19 protein-coding genes are annotated in these 18119 nt (G+C 62.4%); 8 read left to right on the top strand and 11 right to left on the bottom strand.

The annotated features are described in order from the left end of the window. Position 1 precedes the first annotated feature (1 nt). From hemH to ACE1EY_RS11035, 3 genes are read right to left on the bottom strand one after another with little or no spacing between them, the layout of a single operon-like run. Positions 2 to 1093 (bottom strand): ferrochelatase, encoded by a 1092-nt coding sequence (gene hemH / locus ACE1EY_RS11045; protein WP_291513169.1) that lies wholly within the window; start codon positions 1091 to 1093, stop codon positions 2 to 4. Then, positions 1086 to 2726, bottom strand: a complete 1641-nt coding sequence (locus ACE1EY_RS11040) for an amino acid carrier protein (RefSeq protein WP_291513168.1) — start codon at positions 2724 to 2726, stop codon at positions 1086 to 1088. The genes hemH and ACE1EY_RS11040 overlap by 8 nt, the downstream gene beginning before the upstream one ends. Further along, positions 2726 to 4066 (bottom strand): sodium-dependent transporter, encoded by a 1341-nt coding sequence (locus tag ACE1EY_RS11035; RefSeq protein WP_291513167.1) that lies wholly within the window; start codon positions 4064 to 4066, stop codon positions 2726 to 2728. The genes ACE1EY_RS11040 and ACE1EY_RS11035 overlap by 1 nt, the downstream gene beginning before the upstream one ends. Positions 4067 to 4160: 94 nt before the next feature. Between ACE1EY_RS11035 and queA the strand changes: the two genes are divergently transcribed. From queA to ACE1EY_RS11020, 3 genes are read left to right on the top strand one after another with little or no spacing between them, the layout of a single operon-like run. Next, positions 4161 to 5201 (top strand): tRNA preQ1(34) S-adenosylmethionine ribosyltransferase-isomerase QueA, encoded by a 1041-nt coding sequence (gene queA, locus ACE1EY_RS11030; RefSeq protein ID WP_291513166.1) that lies wholly within the window; start codon positions 4161 to 4163, stop codon positions 5199 to 5201. After that, the gene (gene tgt, locus ACE1EY_RS11025; protein ID WP_370300171.1) at positions 5198 to 6298 is read left to right on the top strand and encodes a tRNA guanosine(34) transglycosylase Tgt; all 1101 of its coding nucleotides are present in this window, start codon (positions 5198 to 5200) and stop codon (positions 6296 to 6298) included. Before queA ends, tgt begins: the two co-directional genes overlap by 4 nt. 54 nt (positions 6299 to 6352) lie before the next feature. After that, positions 6353 to 6787: a PaaI family thioesterase gene (locus ACE1EY_RS11020; protein WP_291513165.1), complete on the top strand. Its 435-nt coding sequence runs from the start codon at positions 6353 to 6355 to the stop codon at positions 6785 to 6787. On the opposite strand, the gene ACE1EY_RS11015 is transcribed toward ACE1EY_RS11020, so the two are convergent. The 4 genes from ACE1EY_RS11015 to ACE1EY_RS11000 are packed head-to-tail and all read right to left on the bottom strand — an operon-like array spanning position 6784 to position 8404. Then, positions 6784 to 7200, bottom strand: coding sequence for a PspC domain-containing protein (locus ACE1EY_RS11015; protein ID WP_291513164.1), 417 nt, complete (start codon positions 7198 to 7200; stop codon positions 6784 to 6786). The genes ACE1EY_RS11020 and ACE1EY_RS11015 overlap by 4 nt on opposite strands. Further along, positions 7197 to 7424: an envelope stress response membrane protein PspB gene (gene pspB / locus ACE1EY_RS11010; protein ID WP_291513163.1), complete on the bottom strand. Its 228-nt coding sequence runs from the start codon at positions 7422 to 7424 to the stop codon at positions 7197 to 7199. The genes ACE1EY_RS11015 and pspB overlap by 4 nt, the downstream gene beginning before the upstream one ends. 27 nt (positions 7425 to 7451) lie before the next feature. After that, positions 7452 to 8129, bottom strand: coding sequence for a phage shock protein PspA (gene pspA, locus ACE1EY_RS11005; RefSeq protein ID WP_291513162.1), 678 nt, complete (start codon positions 8127 to 8129; stop codon positions 7452 to 7454). 35 nt (positions 8130 to 8164) lie between these two features. Beyond that, positions 8165 to 8404, bottom strand: coding sequence for a hypothetical protein (locus tag ACE1EY_RS11000; protein ID WP_291513161.1), 240 nt, complete (start codon positions 8402 to 8404; stop codon positions 8165 to 8167). A 181-nt stretch (positions 8405 to 8585) separates the two neighbouring features. Here ACE1EY_RS11000 and pspF point away from each other — a divergent pair, with 181 nt between their 5' ends. Further along, on the top strand, positions 8586 to 9599 hold the full coding sequence (pspF, locus tag ACE1EY_RS10995) for a phage shock protein operon transcriptional activator (protein ID WP_291513160.1): 1014 nt from the start codon (positions 8586 to 8588) through the stop codon (positions 9597 to 9599). Between the two features lie 9 nt (positions 9600 to 9608). Here pspF and ACE1EY_RS10990 read toward each other — a convergent pair whose 3' ends face one another. Further along, positions 9609 to 11888: a hypothetical protein gene (locus ACE1EY_RS10990; protein WP_291513159.1), complete on the bottom strand. Its 2280-nt coding sequence runs from the start codon at positions 11886 to 11888 to the stop codon at positions 9609 to 9611. 244 nt (positions 11889 to 12132) lie between these two features. Between ACE1EY_RS10990 and ACE1EY_RS10985 the strand changes: the two genes are divergently transcribed. The 3 genes from ACE1EY_RS10985 to ACE1EY_RS10975 all read left to right on the top strand — a co-directional run bounded on the left by ACE1EY_RS10985 (position 12133) and on the right by ACE1EY_RS10975 (position 14924). Then, positions 12133 to 13476, top strand: a complete 1344-nt coding sequence (locus ACE1EY_RS10985; RefSeq protein ID WP_291513158.1) for an MATE family efflux transporter — start codon at positions 12133 to 12135, stop codon at positions 13474 to 13476. A gap of 68 nt (positions 13477 to 13544) precedes the next feature. Then, positions 13545 to 14180 carry a peroxiredoxin gene (locus ACE1EY_RS10980; RefSeq protein ID WP_291513157.1) on the top strand — a complete coding sequence of 212 codons (636 nt, stop codon included), beginning with the start codon at positions 13545 to 13547 and terminating at the stop codon, positions 14178 to 14180. Positions 14181 to 14291: 111 nt separating this feature from the next. Next, positions 14292 to 14924, top strand: a complete 633-nt coding sequence (locus ACE1EY_RS10975; protein WP_291513156.1) for an outer membrane beta-barrel protein — start codon at positions 14292 to 14294, stop codon at positions 14922 to 14924. Between the two features lie 28 nt (positions 14925 to 14952). Here the strand turns inward: ACE1EY_RS10975 and ACE1EY_RS10970 are convergent, their stop codons facing one another. From ACE1EY_RS10970 to ACE1EY_RS10960, 3 genes are read right to left on the bottom strand one after another with little or no spacing between them, the layout of a single operon-like run. After that, entirely contained in the window at positions 14953 to 15444 is a 492-nt protein-coding gene (locus ACE1EY_RS10970) for a hypothetical protein (RefSeq protein WP_291513155.1), read from the bottom strand. Positions 15445 to 15484: 40 nt separating this feature from the next. Beyond that, on the bottom strand, positions 15485 to 17227 hold the full coding sequence (locus ACE1EY_RS10965) for a cellulase family glycosylhydrolase (RefSeq protein WP_291513154.1): 1743 nt from the start codon (positions 17225 to 17227) through the stop codon (positions 15485 to 15487). Positions 17228 to 17280: 53 nt separating this feature from the next. Beyond that, positions 17281 to 17700 carry an RDD family protein gene (locus ACE1EY_RS10960; RefSeq protein ID WP_291513153.1) on the bottom strand — a complete coding sequence of 140 codons (420 nt, stop codon included), beginning with the start codon at positions 17698 to 17700 and terminating at the stop codon, positions 17281 to 17283. A 19-nt stretch (positions 17701 to 17719) separates the two neighbouring features. Here ACE1EY_RS10960 and ACE1EY_RS10955 point away from each other — a divergent pair, with 19 nt between their 5' ends. Then, complete coding sequence (locus ACE1EY_RS10955; RefSeq protein WP_370300170.1) at positions 17720 to 18115, top strand: hypothetical protein; 396 nt, start codon at positions 17720 to 17722, stop codon at positions 18113 to 18115. Positions 18116 to 18119 lie beyond the last annotated feature (4 nt).

Raw genomic sequence — 18119 nt, 5'->3', positions numbered from 1 at the left:
GCTACGCGCCGTCTTCTAAGCTCCGCACCCGATGCGGCGCGTTGCGACGGTCGCGCTGAGCGCTATCGCCCAGGGCTTCCGGCCAGCCGGATGCATGTTGGATGACCAGAGACTCCATGGCCTGGACATGGCCCTGCGTGGCATTGAGGGCGGGAACGTAGTGAAGCGTTTCACCGCCGGCGTCGCGGAAGATATCGCGGTTCTCGATCTGGATTTCTTCCAGTGTCTCGATGCAGTCTGCGGCGAATCCTGGGCAGACAACACGCAGCTCTTTCGTGCCGGCCTCCGCCAATCGGGTCAGTGTGTCGCTGGTTGACGGTCCCACCCATTGTGCCTTTCCGAACTGGCTTTGGAAGCTGACGCTGTATTCACCTGGCTTCAGGTCGAGCGCGTCGGCCAGCAGCCGCGCTGTCTTATGACAGTGGCAGAAATAGGGGTCTCCCTGCTCGATGTATCGCTGCGGAATGCCGTGGAATGACATCACCAGATGCCGCGCTTCGGGTGAGTTGCTGGACGGGTGGTTTCGGACAGATTCACACAAGGCATCAATGTAGGCCCCATGATCGTGATACGCGGTGACGAAGCGCAGTTCCGGTATCCAGCGCCAGCCCCGCAGTGTTGCCGTCACGGCATCGAACACGCTCGCCGTGGTCGTGCCCGAGTACTGCGGATAGAGGGGGACGATCAACAGCCGCTCTGCACCGGCCGCTTTGAGCTGGCTCAACTTGGTATGAATGGATGGGCTGCCGTAGCGCATCGCCCAGTCAACGGTAACCGGCCCCGGAATGCGCTGAGCCATTCGGATCTGCAGCGCGCTTGCCAGATCGGCCGTGTACACGGCGAGCGGACTGCCGCGATCGGTCCAGATTGCCTGGTAGCCCTTGGCAATCCGCCCAGGCCGGAAGGGCAGAACCAACAGATAGAGAATCGCCAGCCACAGCAAGCGCGGAATTTCGATCACTCGGGAGTCGGATAGAAATTCTCGCAAATAGCGACGAATCGCCCGTGGGCTGGGCGCTTCGGGGCTGCCCAGGTTGACCAGCAGCACGCCGAGCCTCGGCGCCTGGTCATGTGGCGCGCGTGAGTCATCCATTGTTCGGTCGGATTTCGCCGCGGCGGATGCGGTCAAAGTAGTCACGATACTGATGAACCATACGACTGCCGAGCAGCAGCATGATGGGCAGATTGATCACCAGCATGAAGCCCAGAGCAACCGTGCTGATGGAATCCAACTCGCCAGAGGTGCGGATGAACCCAAGACAGGTGACGACGATGAGGACGCACCAGACGGCTCGATAGGGCACGACCCAGCGTGGGCCGGCGAGGTAGATGACGCCCTGCTCGCCATAGTAGCTCCAGGTAATAATGGTCGAGATCGCGAATAGCCAGACCGCCATGGTCACCATCCACTTGCCCAGGCCGTCAGCGCCGCTATCGAAGGCCTTGGCGGTCAGGGTGGCGCCGGTGTAGTCGGCGTAAAGGCCGTTGTCGAGCAGCCGTGGCTGGGTGTCCGACACGACGGAGCGCCACTGCAGGTTTTGATCGCCGCTCACCCGTCCATATAGGCGGGTACGCTCGCCATCGATCTCGATGATAGTGAACACCTGCGCGCCCGCCTGCCAATCGCCGTCGGGCAGTTCGGTGACGCTGGGCTGCCAGCCCGCTGCGGTTTGCACCAGTTCTACCGGGGGCTCAAAACTTCCTGCCGCCTGGCGTTGCCAGATGCCGCTGCTGAGAATGACCAGCGCGGTGATCGTGCAGACCACAATGGTGTCAATGAAGGGTTCCAGGCCGGCCACGACGCCTTCGGTCACGGGCTCATCAGTCTTGACCGCGGAATGCGCAATCGGGGCGCTCCCCAAGCCTGCCTCCGACGAGAACAGCGCGCGCTTCATGCCGAAGATGAAGGCCGTGCCGAAGCTCGCACCGACGAACGCGCCGGTGCCTTCGGCTGCGGAAAACGCGGAGGTGAAGATCAGCGCAAACACGTCCGGGACGACGTCGCGGTTGATGAAGATGACAAACAGCCCGGCGACGATGTAGATCGCACACATCAGCGGTACGAGCGTGCCGGCAATAATGCCGATACGGCGGATGCCGCCCAGAATCACGAGGCCCACAATCGTGGCCAGGACCAGTCCCGAGATCCACGGCGGCACGCCAAAGTAGGCATGGGTGGTATCGGACACGCTCCAGGCCTGGAACATGTTGCCGCCGGTGAGCGCGAACAGGATCAGCGGCAAAGTGAACAGGCCGCCGATGACCGGTCCGGCGGTTTTCAGCCGGCCCGACAGTTCGGGCAGGGCGCGCTTCGCCACCCACATCGTGCCGCCATGTGGATTGTCGGGATCGGTGGTATCCCGGTACAGCATCGAGAGCGTCACCTCGGTGGTTTTGACCGCCATGCCCACCAGCCCGATCATCCACATCCAGAACACGGCGCCGGGCCCGCCCAGTTCCACGGCGATGGCGACACCGGCGATGTTGCCCAGGCCAACGGTGGCTGACAACGCGGCCGACAACGCCTGGAAGTGCGAAATGGCACCGGCGCCATCCCCGCTGGTCCAGCGGCCGGTCAGCAGGCCGACGCCATGTGTCAGCGAGCGAAACTGACAGAATCGAGTCCAGATGGTGAAGAGCAATCCCACCGCAAGCAGGGCCAGCAGCATGGGCACGCTGAGCATCACGCCGTTAATGGCGTTGATGATGTCGAAGAATTTCTGCATCAGAGCATCCCGCTGATCAGTACATAGGCGATGCCGATCGGCGCGACAAAGCGAAGAATGAATAGCCAGACGGTCGCCAGCGCGAACCGCTGGGTTCCGTTATTGGTGACCAGGGCCACGGACTTCGGTCCCAGCTTCCACCCGACAAACAGGGCCGTGCATAGCCCGCCAATAGGCAGGAGCAGATCGGTCAGCGAGGCGGCCGCGGTGAGGAAGTCCATGCCGAATATCTGGATATCCACCGCACCTTGCGACAGCGACGACGGCACGCCCAGGCCAAAGCAGATGCAGCCGGCGATTAGCGCGGCCGGGCGCCGCGTCAGGCGGGTTTCGTCGACCAGGTAGGTCACGACGACTTCCAGCAATGAGACGGCCGATGTCAGCGCGGCGACGAACAATAGTGCGAAGAATACGAAGCCGAAGATCGCGCCGGCAGGCATCTGCGAGAACACCACCGGCAGGGTGACGAAGGTCAGGCCGGGCCCGGCAGCGGGATCGAGCCCGTAGGCAAATACGGCGGGCAGAATCATGAAGCCGGCGAGCAGGGCGACCAGCGTATCCAGCCCGACGATGATCGCGGCCGAGCCGGGCATCGGTGTGGTCTTGGGAAGATAAGAGCCATAGGTGATGAGGGCGCCCATGCCGAGTGACAGCGAAAAGAACGCCTGGCCGATGGCCGAGGTGAACGTGCCGCCGTCGACCTTGCTCCAGTCCGGCACCAGAAAAAAGCGCAGACCTTCACCCGCGCCCGGTAGCGACACCGATCGGGCAATCAAAACCAGCAGCAGCACAAAAAGCACCGGCATCAACAGTTTGGACGCCCGCTCGATGCCCTTGCCGATGCCGCCCAGCACGACGATCACGGTGGCGACCATGAACAGGCCAGCGAGCAGCACCGGCGTGGCGCCCCCGCTGATAAACGCGCTGAATTTCGCGCCGATGCTCTCGGCATCGCCGCTGATGAGGCTGCCGTCGAGCATGAAGCCCATGTAAGCGATGGTCCAACCGGCAATGACGATGTAGAAGGAGAGAATGACAAAGCCGGTGAACACGCCCAGATAGCCCACTAGCGGCCAACGCCCACCCCCCAGGCTGCGAAATGCGCCGACCGGATTTTGGCCGCTGGCACGGCCCAGGACCATTTCCGCGAGGATTAACGAGGCGCCGAACACCACGATAAATAGCAGGTAGAGCAGCAGAAACGCGCCGCCACCGTTGGCGCCGGTTTCGTATGGGAACTTCCAGATGTTGCCGAGGCCGACCGCGGAGCCCGCGGCGGCCATGATGAATCCGAATCGGCTTCCCCAATGTTCGCGTGCAGCAGCCACGAATCCCCCCATGTCATGATCTTGTTGCGGACGATTGTAAAGCACGGCTCATGCCGCGCGGTTTGCTCACGTATGATCCGCGCCCTCACGTATCTGCGATGTTCGAATGCGTCGATCCGATTTCCACTACGAATTGCCCGAGACACTGATTGCGCAGCAACCCTTGCCTGACCGGGCCGGCGCCCGGTTGCTCCAGGTGTCCGGACAGACCGCTGGTCTTGTTGACTCGATGGTGCGTGATCTGCCGGCCTGCCTGAACCCCGGCGATCTGGTCGTGACCAATGATGTGCGGGTGATCCCTGCGCGGGTGTTCGGCCGCAAGGCAACGGGCGGACAGGTCGAGGTGATGATTGAGCGCATCGTCGAGCCGAGGCTCGCATGGGCGCACCTGCGGTCCAGCAAGTCACCGAAATCAGGAGGTCGCCTGACGCTCGACGGCGGCGTCGACGTCAACGTGCTGGGGCGGCAGGAAGATGGGCTGTTCGTCCTGCAGCTGCCGCAAGCCATCTGGTCCGATGTGCTGAGCGACATCGGCCACATGCCGCTGCCGCCATACATCAAGAGGCCGGATACCGTGGAGGACGCCGAGCGTTACCAAACGGTGTTTGCCAGGCAGCCCGGCGCGGTCGCGGCGCCCACCGCCGGGCTGCATTTCGATGCAGCGCTGCTGCAAGCCATGGCCGATCGCGGCGTCGGCTTTGCCACCACGACCCTGTGGGTGGGCGCCGGCACCTTTCAGCCGGTTCGCGCCGATCGGCTCGAAGAGCACCGCATGCATGCCGAGCGTGTCCAGGTGCCTGCGCAGACCGTCGATGCAGTGGCCGAGACCCGCGAGCGAGGCGGTCGTGTCGTCGCCATCGGGACCACCGTGGTGCGCGCGCTCGAGGCGGCCAGCGTCGACGGTGAACTCCGGCCCATGGACGGCGACACCCGCCTGTTCATCAAGCCGGGTGATTGTTTCCGCGTGGTCGATGCGCTGATGACCAATTTCCACCTGCCGGAATCCACCCTGCTGATGCTGGTCTGTGCCTTCGCGGGTCATGACACGGTGATGCGCGCCTACCGCCACGCCGTTGCGCAGCAGTATCGCTTTTTCAGCTATGGCGACGCGATGTGGCTGACACCGCAACCGGGGGTGTGCACATGAGCTTTGTCTGCCTGAATCAGAATGGCGGCGCTCGTCGGGGGCGGCTGCAAACCCAGCACGGCGTGATTGAAACGCCGGTGTTCATGCCCGTGGGCACCTATGGCACGGTCAAGGCGATGACGCCCGAGGAGCTGCGTGGCCTCGGGGCAAGCGTGATTCTAGGCAACACCTTTCATCTGATGCTGCGGCCGGGCGAGCGCGTGATGCAGGATCTCGGCGGGCTGCACCGCTTCATGCACTGGGATGGACCGATCCTCACCGATTCCGGCGGGTTTCAGGTCTGGAGCCTCACCGAGCTGCGCAAGCTGACGGAGCAGGGCGTCGTATTCCGGTCGCCGGTCACCGGCGACCGGGTAGAGCTCACCCCGGAGCGATCGATCCATGTCCAGCACGCATTGGGTTCGGACATTGTCATGCAGTTCGATGAATGCACAACGTATCCCGCATCAGAATCCGCTGCCGCGGAATCCATGCGCCTGTCGCTGCGGTGGGCTGGCCGCTGCCGCGAAGCCCACGCCGACAATGTGAACCTGCTGTTCGGCATCGTCCAGGGCGGCATGTACCCGGAGCTGCGGTCTGAGTCCTTGTCGGGGCTGATCGATGTCGGTTTCGATGGATACGCCATTGGCGGGCTGTCGGTGGGCGAGTCGCGCGAAGAGCGGTTGATGGTGCTGGAGACGTTGTCGCCGCAGCTGCCCCTCGACAGGCCGCGCTACCTCATGGGTGTCGGAACGCCGCGGGACCTGATCGAGGGCATTGATCGTGGCGTGGACATGTTTGATTGCGTGATGCCGACGCGTAACGCCCGCAACGGGCATTTGTTCACCAGCCAGGGCGTCGTCCGGATCCGCAATGCGCGGCATCGGGAAGACCCGAATCCGCTCGACGACAGCTGCGCCTGTTACACCTGTCAGCATTACTCGCGTGCCTATCTGTACCACCTGCACCGCTGCAACGAGATTCTCGGCGCGCGGCTGAACACCATTCACAACCTGCATCACTATCTTGAACTGATGCGGGGGGCACGTGATGCCATTGCCGCCGGCCAATGGGTGGCTTATCGCGATGCGATGTTGACCCGCTATGCCGAGCGGTAGCTGCAGTGCTTGCGGGCGGGTATGGATGGACGGCCGGCGTGGCAAACTAGCGGGATGGAAGAGACGAACTTGAAGCCGGTGCTGGCGGCTGCCGATGTCCAGCGCCTGTTGCACGCCGGCTTACCACGGGCCGCGGGGTTGCAGGTCACCGAACTGGCACCGGGTCGCGCGACGATCCGCATGCCGGTAGACGCGACCATGGTACGGCCGGGCGGCACGCTGTCGGGGCCGATGATGTTTGCGGCGGCGGATTCGGCCATGTACGCGGTCATACTCGGCCACTTGGGAGCGGAGTTGTTGGCGGTGACCACCGACACGAACATCCATTTTCTCCGCCGGCCCGAGATGCGGGATATCGAAGCCCGGGCCCGGATCCTCAAGCTCGGGCGGCGGCTGGTGATCTGCACGGTTGACGTGCACAGCGTCGATGATCCCGAACCGGTGGCGGTGGCGACGGGCAGCTATTCGTTGCCACCGCGCCCGGTTTAGCCCGACGCGCGGTTCTCGCCACGTTCCAGGTTGCGGAACGCGCGGTTCAGCTCCAGGTCCTTGGAGGACAGATAAGCTTCCAGCCCCCGAAGCTTGCGCTCCAAGTGGTCGAAATCATCTTCGACCTCATGCAGATTCGGCGTGTACGCCATGTTGTCCGGATCGGTGTCATCCGCTTCGAAATCCGCTGTCGCGGTAGTCGCTTCGGCGGCGCGCGACTTCTTTGGCAGCAAGCAGGCGGCGACGACATAGGCGATGAGCGTCGGCCAGGCAAAAAAGATCAGTCCCAGCACCATGATGATTCGGACCACCTTGCGGTCCACGTCAAAGTAGGTGGCCAACCCCGCGCAGACACCGGCGATCCAGCCATTGTCGGGGTCGCGGTGCAGGTTTAGCGAGCGGCTGCGTTTCATGACTTGCGTCTCCAGTTGGGGACTTCGGCATCCAGGATGGCTTCCAGAGCCTCCAGGCGATGCCGCATACGGCGTGCGGACTGCTCCAGTTGCCGGATCTTGGCATCCTGATCTTCCGAGCTGACTGGCTTGTGCTTCTTCCAGATCGTGATGTAGTGAAACGCGATCCAGGTCGGCGCCACGACCACCAGCAGGATGACGAGCAGTGGAAAGAGTTCGTCCATCGGACTCCCTAGCCTTGCGATGTTGGTTTATTTGTCAGAAGGAGCGTCTGGCGTGCGGACGCGGGCCTTCAAGGCCGCCAGCTCTTCCTCAACCTGGTCGGAGCTTTCCAGCTCGGCAAACTCGTCATTCAGATCCTGGCGACCCAGATCATACGATTCTGCCTCGGCTTCTAGCGAATCGATGCGGCGCTCGTAGGCCTCGAACTGCACCATGGCGTCATCGATCTTCTCGCTGTTGACCTGTTGCTGCACGCGTACGCGCGTCGTCGCGGAGCGCTTGCGTAACACGATGGTCTTCTGCCGTGCCTTGGCATCAGCCAGTTTGCTCTTCAGCTTGGCGATGTCCGTGTCGAGCTTGTCTTGCTCGGTGTCCAGCGCGTTCAGCTCCTCGCTGATCTCGTTTTGGACGTCGACAATGCGCTGCTTGGCCAGCAGGGCGGCGCGCGCCAGGTCTTCGCGCTCATGGCGAATTGCGAGCTCGGCCTTGCGTTCCCACTCCGCCGCGTCGCGATTCAGGGCGCTGTGCTTGCGCTCCAGCGTTTTCTTCCGAGCGATGGTGCGGACGGAGGTCGAGCGCACCTCAACCAAGGTGTCTTCCATTTCCTGAATGATCAGGCGGACCAGTTTTTCCGGATCTTCCGCCTTGTCCAGCATGGCATGCATGTTGGAATTGATGATGTCGGACAGTCGAGAGTAAATACCCATGTTTGGCTCCAAGTATTGGTGGGATCGGGCTCGCCTTAGTCCGCCTTCTTGAGGGCGGACTGCTCGGCAGATTCGACTACCGGAGCAGGCTCCGGAAGTACGGGACGAAGAATGCGAAACGCTTCGTCTTTGATGTGCTTCAGCGCGCGATTGCCCTGTGTGGCAATGGCGTGTGATGTCGCCGCATGGATCGCATCGCGCACGTTCGGGGACGCGTGGGCGCTGGTGGTCATGCTGGCTGCGAGGACGGCGGCGATGGCGATAGTGCGGATCATGTCAGAACTCCCTGTAAGCGGTGTTTGGGTCACAGCCTCTTTATTCCAACACCTGTGCCATCTTTTGAAAACCAGATAAGACATTGATTATAAAAGAAAAGATTATTACTCCCAAGCGAGCTCCATTGCCTTTATAGGTTAATTGCCCCAAGATTTGGTCAAATTGACCGGGTTGAGCGGCATGGAGCGAGAAGCAGAATCCCTGATCGGTGAATCCGAGTCCTTCCTTGATCTGCTTGAGCGCTTATCGCAGGTGGCACCGCTGGCCAAGCCAGTGCTGGTGATCGGCGAGCGCGGCACCGGTAAGGAACTCATCGCCGCCCGGCTGCATTATCTGTCTGAGCGATGGGACCGGCCGTTCATCAAGCTGAACTGTGCCGCGATTAACGAAGAGCTGCTGGAGTCCGAAATGTTCGGGCATGTGGCCGGTGCCTACACCGGCGCCAGTAAGTCTCGCGCCGGCCGTTTTGAAACGGCGGACGGCGGCACACTGTTCCTCGACGAGCTGGCTTCCATGTCGCTGCGCTTGCAGGAGAAGTTGCTCAGGGTCGTGGAGTACGGACAGTTCGAGCGGGTCGGTTCAAATGAGATGCGGCAGGTGGATGTCCGGATTATCGGCGCCGCAAACGTCGACCTGCCGGCGTGGGCGGCCGAAGGCCGTTTTCGGGAAGATTTGCTGGACCGCCTGTCGTTCGACGTGCTCACGCTGCCACCCCTACGGTTTCGCCCGGAGGACATCGTTCCGCTGGCCGAACACTTCGCCAAGGGCATGGTGAAGCAGCTGCGGCACGAATACTTTGCCGGCTTCACCGGCGCGGCCTCGGCGACCTTGGAGAACTACGCCTGGCCGGGCAACGTGCGTGAGCTCAAGAACGTGGTGGAACGGGCGGTGTACCGCGCTGTGCCCGGCAAGCCGGTCTCCCGGATTGAATTCGACCCCTTCGCATCGCCATTTCGCCCGAGCAGCCGGATGCCGGACAGCGCCCCGGCCGGCGCGACAACATCAGCGCCTGTACCTGAGGCGCAGATTCGCTATCCGTATGACTTTACCGAAGTCGTCGCAGAGTTCGAGGCCGCGCGCCTGACGCACGCCCTGGATGCGCATCAGCATCACCAGGGACGCACGGCGGAGGCGCTCGGGCTTAGCTACGACAAGCTGCGTGGCTTGTTACGCAAGCACGACATTGGCCGTTAGCGCGATGGATCAAGGTCCCTCAGGGGCGGGGGTGAACGTCACACCGTAGCTCTGGCGGCTGATGATGCCGCGTGGGGTGGTCACGGTGATTCGGATCGACCCGTTGTCCGCCTCGGCGTCGGGATCAGGTCCGTCGATCGAGAAGACATAGAGGTGCGAGAGCAGCGCGTCGCTGGTCGTGCAGAGCACCTCGTAGCTGGTCACGCCGACCGGTGAACCTACATCGCTTTCGACAGTGATGGTCGTGCCGACAGGCAGCGGCTGACCACGCGCATCGCGCAGGATCACGCCCAGTGACGCGCCCCCCACGAAGAACGTCGGGTCGCCGGCGTTATCGAACTGCTGGCCGAGGTTCATCGTGTCGTCGAAATCACCGGAATTGGTCGTCAGCGCCACTCCGGTAGGTGACGGGTCGGTGCCTGTCCGGTCGAGAACGAGCAGGCTGTCATTGAAGCCGTCGCTGTCCGCCATGTACTGCCCGTCGAGAACAGCCCCCGATCCGGAGAAAATCAGCACGAGGGATTCGCGCACGCTGAGCAACGTGCCTTCGTTCGGGTCGTCGCAGCCGCTTTCACACAACAGGCCGGTGAAGCTGCCACTGGCCGCGTTGTGCAGGTTGTCGTTGTTGAAGTCGACGTTCGAATCCGCCTCGATGGCTGTAAACGGTCGATTCGGTGTCTGGCGGCCATTACCCCCGAAGCCGGCGATGTCGTAAACGCCGTCCTCGTCCCGGTCGAGGAATGCCTCTGGCAGGTCCTGCTCGGCGAGATTCTGCTCGCCATCCTGATGGACGCCATCGCCATTGCTGTCAAAAAAGCTCTCTTCACCCGTCGCGGTTGCCAGCACGGTCGTGCGGCCATCCACCGGCCGACGACCTTGGCTGCGCCAGACAACCGAGCAAGCTCCGGTGGCGTCGACAAAGCACTGGCCGTCGATGGAACCTTCCTCGGTGGTGAACGCGACTGCAGTGCCTTCGGGGACCGGGTTGTTGAACCGGTCTGCCAGACGGATGTTCACGCCGGTTTCCACACCGTCGTAATCGAAGGCTTCCAGATTGAAGCACTCGGCTGTGAGCGAGAAGCTGTCGTTATCCACGATGCCCGAAGAAATCACCAGTTGGTCCGACTGGCTAGAGATGGTTTCGCCCGAGTTGCCATCGGTGGCTTCGGCGCGCACCCGGACGGAGGTGTGCACCGTGCCTGCGCGTACGACCACAGCCACCTGCCCGTCCGAATTCGTGATGCCTTGAGAATCGGACAGTTCGATGCCGCCGGTATTGCGGTCCAGAACAAAGACCACCGTTTCGCCCTCGACAGGGTCGCCTACTTCATCGCGAAGCAGGAAGGTCACCGTGGAGGTTTCAGGAATGCCCTGGCCGCCGGTTCCGCGCAAGCCGATCACAGGAGGATCGGCCTGGACAAACTCGAGTGCACCGAGGTTGGCGGGTTGTACCGTGAGATTTCCGGCGGCAGAAAGCGCTTTTCCGAACGCTGTCGTTGTGGCCGTGATCGTGTCGGTAATCTCGGCGCCGCTGGCGCAGCCCGCGTCCTGGAAGGTGGACCGGGCGACCCCGTTCACAGAGGTGACTGGCGAATCCAGCGTGGCATCACCGGTACAGATTGCGCTGGAGAAAGAGACGGTCAGCGCTGCCGACGAGATCGGATTATCGTTCTGGTCCACGAAGTCGACGCGCAGGCCTGACGAGCCACGGGTCGCGATCGGGGATTGCCCGACCGCCACGACGCCCTCATTGAAACTCCCGCCGGTCAGTGAACCCATGCGCACGACGCGCACGTCGACGCTGCCGGAGGCGCTGAGAGTCTGATCGCCGAATGTCGCGGTCGCGGTGATCGCGTCCAGCCCCGCGCAGGCCACGGTGCCCGTGTAGATCGTGGAGGCGCGCCCGGTGGTTCCGGTCGTGCGATTTGTCGGCAGCGCCGACGAATCCGCGCAACCCGCCGAGAAATCGACAGAGATGGAATTATCGATGTACGGCGCGCCGTTCTCGTCGACAATGTCGACGCGAAGGGTGGTGCCGACCCCGTCGGCAATCGGCGATTGCTCCACAAAGATCACGTTCTGCGTGAACGTGCCGGAGTTGTCGTCGAGCACACCCATCCGCAATACGATTTCGTCGACGGGGTCGCCGGGGTCGGGTGTGCCGCCGGTTCCGCCTCCAGTGCCGTCACCGTTGCCAGACAACGTGTTGTCGCTGCCACAAGCGACGACACAAGCGCTGATTGTGGCCAGCGCCAATGCGCGTAGCCATGCGGAAAACTGCGTATTCATCTAAACCCCCGGCTTGGTGAGGCGGCGTCACTGCGCCAGCTCGATCCCTTCTGTGTGCAGAGTAATAGAGCGGTGTCGTCCAAACAATAGCGAAGCCATGTCAAATTGCCGTTAAAAGAAGCACTTAGATTCAGGACTTCACCGTGCCATTAAAGGCAGCGGGGGCGCGCGCAGCGTTGTGTCTCCGATGGGCGGACGATTTCGCTAGACTCCCGCGCCCTCTCCGTGTTCAGGAGCCCCGTTCATGCCCGCGCTGATGGCTGAAATCCGCGCCTGCCTTCGCCTGGCGACGCCAATCGTGCTGGCCCAGCTGGCGATGATGGGCTCCCGCGTGGCGGATACGATCATGGCGGGCCGACTGTCGGCTACGGATCTTGCGGCGGTCGCGTCCGGCTCCAGCTACTGGATGATTCTGGGCCTGCTGGTCATCGGACTGGCGAACGGTTTGTCGCCGATTGTTGCGCAGCAGCGTGGTGGCGGTGAAGTGCCGGATCGCATTGGACATTATCTGCAGCAGTGCCTCTGGGTGGCGGTGGTGGTGGGCCTCGTGTTGTTGGTGCTCATGCAAGTGACGGCGGCACCGTTGATGCAGCATCTAGGGCTGTCCGAGCAAGGCACAGCATCGGCAGCCGGCTATCTGCGGGCGGTGTCGCTGGGTTCGCCAGCGTTTGCGGTCATGCTGGTGCTGCGTTTTGGTGCGGACGGCATGGGGGAGACGCGCCCGTTCCTGCTGGTCGGCATCATTGGGCTGCTGGTCAACGTGTTGCTCAACTACATACTGATGTGGGGCCATTGGGGGGCGCCGCAGCTCGGTGCCGTGGGGTGCGGCTACGCAACGGCCATAGCCGATACGGTGATGCTCGCATTGTTCGTCATCGCCTATCACACGAATCGTTACCTGCGCGCGTTGGCGTTGTTCCGCCGCTGGGTGGCGCCGCAATGGAGCACCATCCGCGACTGGCTGGTTGTGGGCTTGCCGATCGCGGCGATGTTGACCTTTGAGGCCGGCTTTTTCGGGGCCACGTCGCTGGTCATGGCGCGTTTTGGCGATGTTCCGGCCGCGGCGCATCAGATTGCGATCAACTTCTCGTCGGTCTGCTTCATGGTGCCGTTGGGGTTCGCGTTTGCCACGACGGTGCGTGTCGGCCATGCCATTGGTCGTGGTGATCCGGATGCCGCAAGGCGGGCCAGCTGGACCGGTGTCGCACTGAGTCTGGCGTTTGCCTGTTTCTCTGCCGCGCTGATCTTGATGATTCCGGAGTACATCGTGCGGTTGTACACCGCGAGTGAGCAGGTCGCGCCGTTGGCCGTGGGTTTGTTGTTCTGGGCCGCCTTGTTCCAGGTGTTCGATTGCTTGCAGGCTTCGGCAGCCGGTGCGCTGCGTGGTTTCAAGGATACGAACTGGCCCATGCTGATTACCTTGGTGGCGTACTGGGGTATCGGAATGCCGATCGGCACCGTACTGGCGTTCGGGTTTGGTCAAGGCCCGAACGCGCTGTGGTGGGGCATCATCGCCGGGCTGGGCAGCGCCGGCGTCTTGCTCGCATGGCGACTGGTGCGGCGCTCCCGAGTGGCGCAGACGCTATAAGCACATGTCTTGAGACTTGCTGGCGCCGGGCGCATGGTTTGGCGCAGGTTCACAAAGAGGCATGCGACATGGCGCTACAACTTGGCGATTTGGCCCCTGATTTCGAGGCAGACACCACGCTAGGTCGTCTGCGATTCCACGAGTGGTTGGGTGACGCCTGGGGTGTGCTGTTCTCGCACCCCAAGGACTACACGCCGGTTTGCACGACCGAGCTCGGTTACACGGCCAAGCTGAAGGACCAGTTCGAAGCACGTGGCACCAAGGTGATCGGCTTGTCGGTGGATTCTGTCGACGATCACCACGGCTGGTCCAAGGATATCGAGACGACTCAAGGCGTTAAACCGAACTTTCCGATGATCGCCGATGCGGATCGCAAGGTGTCCGAGCTGTACGGCATGATCCACCCCAACGCCAGCAGCACGTTGACCGTGCGGTCGGTCTTCATCATCGATCCGCAAAAGAAGGTCCGGTTAACGCTCACCTATCCGGCGTCCACCGGGCGCAACTTCAACGAGATTCTGCGGGTGCTCGATTCCCTGCAGCTCACCGATCAACACCAGGTCGCCACTCCGGTGAACTGGGAGTCGGGCGATGACGTGATCATCGTGCCGTCGGTATCCGACGAAGAAGCGCGTACCAAATTTCCCAATGGCTGGGATGCGAAGACCTCGTACCTGCGCGTCGTGAAGCAACCGGGATCCTGATCGGCCGGTTCCGGCTTCGTGTTTCATGAACGGCAAGGCTGCTCAATGTCCGTCCGTTGACCGACTCCGCTATGATCGATTGCAGGAGACGCAACTGGAACGGAGATTCCGATGATCAAGGGACTGGCCATCTTGGGCCTGCTGGCTTGGGCGGGGGTTTGCGCGGCAAATTCCACCCAGGCCAATTATTTTGAACTGCACTACGGGCAGACCGAATTCGGCATGGACGGACCGGATCGCGACAGCGATCTGGGGTTCGGCTTCCGCTTCGCCAAGTCGTTCTGGGACTACGCCGCGTGGTATGCGGATTTTGACTGGCGGCATGATCAGAAATCGCCGGAGCTGGACTTCGTGACGGCCAGCGTTGGTGCCGGCCCGCGGCTGGTGTTCGAAGATGCTGGGGGTTTGGCACTACAGGTCGCCGTCAGCTTCGAGCACATGCGCGTTCGCTTGCAGGACGACGATCCGGCCACTCCGATGACGGAGGTCACGTCCATCCAGAACAATGGCGTCGGCGGATCGCTGGGACTTTCCTTGCCGATCGGGGATCAGAGCGAGCTGTTCGGTCGATACACTTATATCGACATCACCGATGCCGATGATGACACCTTCGAAGACGAGCGCGTTTTCGTCGGCGGATTCCGCTGGGGTCTCACCGACGCGTTTTCCATCGTGCTGTCGGCGCAAGACTACGAGACGCTTGATACCACGGAGTTTCGCGTCGGAGCGGCCGTTAACTTCTAGCTGGCTTATTGATTCAGTCGGCGCTTCGCTAACGCCCAGACACCTTGATGCGCTCGTAGTGGATCTTCCACACGGTTTCCCAGCTCTGGCCGCCGTTGAGTGATCGTTCCCAGTTCCAGTCCAGCGAGTTGCCCCGGATGTTGTACCAAACCATGCGCTGCAGCATGGGGTCGCCATCCTCGGATGTGGCGGGGCGGAACAATTCCATGGTGCCGTCCGGATTCAGGCCGCCGGTGAAATCCAGATAGGCGCCAGTGTTGTCGGCCCAGGTCTGTTTCCATTCATCCGACTTGGCGTCGTAGACCGATAAGCTCAACCCGACGAGCCGATCATTCGGACGGGCATCGAATTGCTCCTGGATGACCTTGCCATCCAGCACTTTGGCGACGGTGTTGGTGGCCTGACCGTCCGAGCCCCAGGTCAAGGCCCATCGACCGACCCAAAAGTCGAAGTCGTCGGCGCTACCGGCGAGGGCCGATCCCTGGCAGGCGCAAAGCGCGAGCGCCACAAGAGTTCGCATAGCAGTGTCTCTGAGCATCGTCGCTCAGTCTGTCACGCGATTAGCGCAATGCGCAAAAACCGAATTGCGTCTGTGCGTCGGGTGCGAGCTGCGCGTTGTAAGGTTCGCCGATGACGGTCAGCGTGTCGCCCTCGCGGCTGAACCGCGCATTCCAGAGTTCGCGTACCCGCCCATCGATCGGAACCTCTGCGGACCAGGTGATCGTATCCGCCGCAGTGTTGCGCACCTTCGCCTGCACGCAATAGCCCGCGCCCCAGTCGGATTGCACGGCGAGCTGTGTGGATACGCCCCGGCTGGTGGGTGGCGACGCTGGGCGGTTGGTCGTTCGTCGTTCCAGGCAATAACCGAAGTGGGCGCTTGTGCCGGGCGCCAGGGTGGCGTTCCACGACACGCCCCGGAACTCCGAGCCCAGGTCCGTGCTGGTCATGACGGCGTTCCAGAGCTGCGAAATTGTTCCGTCTAGTGGTCGGGTGGTTTTCCATAGAACGGCATGCCGCGAGTCGTTACGTACAGTCACCTGCTCGCACTGGCCTTGCTCCCATGTCGACAGGCGATCGACCTGCGTCGTGATGGCAGATGCCGGTGTGGGACGGGGCGGTTTGCCGGCATGTGGAGGCATCGGCGTAGGGGCATGCGCCTCCTCGAAGGTTGCCTCCGGTGCACGTTCGGGCGGTCGTGGGTTACCGAACCAAAGTGTGCGTAGCAACGCTACTTTCTCCTGATGCAGGGTTGTCCAGTCATCCCGTAGCAGTCCTCCGGTGTCGTCGGAGTTGGGGTTCCACGACCAGTAAAATCCGCTGTCGATGCCCTTGCCGATCAGGTAGAAGACCAGCGCATCCTGCCAGGCGCGGTCACGTGGATCGCCTTCACCGTAGCGCCCGCCGAATTCGCCCAGCATGACGGTGTATCCCTGAGCGACAAACTGGCCGAAGCGCCGCTCCCAGATCGCCGGCATATTCGCGGGGAATCGCGGATCGTCGAAATAGGGCTGCGGATGAACATCGGGGCCATAGGTGTGGGGCGCGAGCACCAGCCGGTCGGCGGGAATATTCAGTGGCGTGCAGGCCATCGGCTCCAGATTCTCGCCCCAGAACGCCGGGCCGGGCTGTGAGCATTCGCTGGTGTCGCTGATCCCCTCGACAAACATGAGCCAGTGCGGGGCCACTTTTAACACCGCTTCGGCCGCACGCTCGGCCGCGCGGTTCCAGTCGGTTGCGACACGTCCGGATTCCCAGGTCGCGCTGCCATGCGGCTCGTTCTTCAGGTCAATGCCGATAACGCCTGACACATCCCGAAATCGCCGGGCCAGCTCTGACAGATCGGCGATCCAGGCGCTCTCGGAATAATCCTGGGTGTACCAAAGTGGTGAGATGCGTTCGCAATCCGGCCGGTGGTGGTCCAGCAGCACGTAGAAACCGCGTGCGCTCATCTCGCGAACGAAGTGGTCGAGCAACTGCGCCGAATCCATGTCGAGCAGGTCGGCATTGAGCGCCGGGTCCTGGCCCCGTGTCGCGACGCCGTCGATGGTCGCCGGGCAGAGCGGAACGCGAATGGCATTCGCGCCGATGCTTTCGATTTGCGACAGCATGTCCTGCCATGCGCGAGCCCACAGGCCGTGGGGCGCGTGCGTCTCGGTTTCGAAACCGAACCAGTTCACGCCGCGCAACTGCACCACGCGGTTCTGCGCGTCGACAATACGCCCGCCAGAGGCCGAATACGCGATGGCGTTCATGCTGAGCAATGCGCCCAGCATGGCGCTGCACAACATCGATCGTCTGAGCATGAGGGTTCTGCGGTTTTGTGGGGCGAAGAGCTTGAGACCACGGTGGCCACAATCTATTGCGATCGTGGCTCACGCACGACTTCGGTGCCCGCGACCAGGTCGTGCAGCGCGCGTCGCTCAGGGTCGATCAGGCACCAAAGAAACCCAAGCCCCAGTGTGACCCAGGCAACCACGAGGCGGACAACCCCCTGGGTAATCATCAGCCGCCCGCCGCTGCGGCTGCGAACCCGCAAGCGCCAAGCCTGCATGCCCAGCGTCTGGCCTGCGCGGCACCAGAAACCGACGAAGAACAGCGCGGCCAGGGCGAACAGGTAGATGCGGTACCAGGGCATGCCGGCGGTGACACCCACCCCACCGGTTAAAGGCAGCACGGCAAACGTGCCGAGAATCCAGATCCCCGCGACCACGAGGCTGTCGTAGACTAATGCGGCGAGACGAATCCAAAGGCTGGCTGGCGACGTGATGGTGGCCATGAATTACAAGAATATCCTGATGATGCTGGCCGCGTTGGCGCTGGTGTCGGCTGCCGGCTGCGTCAGTGGACCCAGCCCGCGAGCGATCGTAAAAACCGAACTCGATTCGGCGTTTGCGTATCCGGGGATGCGCGCGTTTCCGGGATTATATGAAATCGTCAGCATCGACATCGTCAGAAAACATTCGGTGAACCCAAATACCTACGACGTGGAAGCTGACGTGAAGGTCCGCTTGCTCAAGGATGTGGCTGATTGGGTTAAGACCGACGGCGTCGGCGGCCTGGGTGAGAACGGTTTCGCTGCCTATCGGAGATTCCGCAACGGCAAGGTCGGTGACACGTTCTCCGAACGTGTCCAGTACCGCATCACCGAGAACGGAGAACAGTGGTCCGGCCAGCGCCGGGACGCCACCTGAGGTC

Origin of the sequence: Abyssibacter sp., assembly GCF_964229365.1 — a bacterium.
Classification (GTDB): Bacteria; Pseudomonadota; Gammaproteobacteria; order Nevskiales; family OUC007; genus Abyssibacter.
Note: the sequence above shows the minus strand (reverse complement) of the source record. Positions and strands in the feature narration are given on the sequence as shown.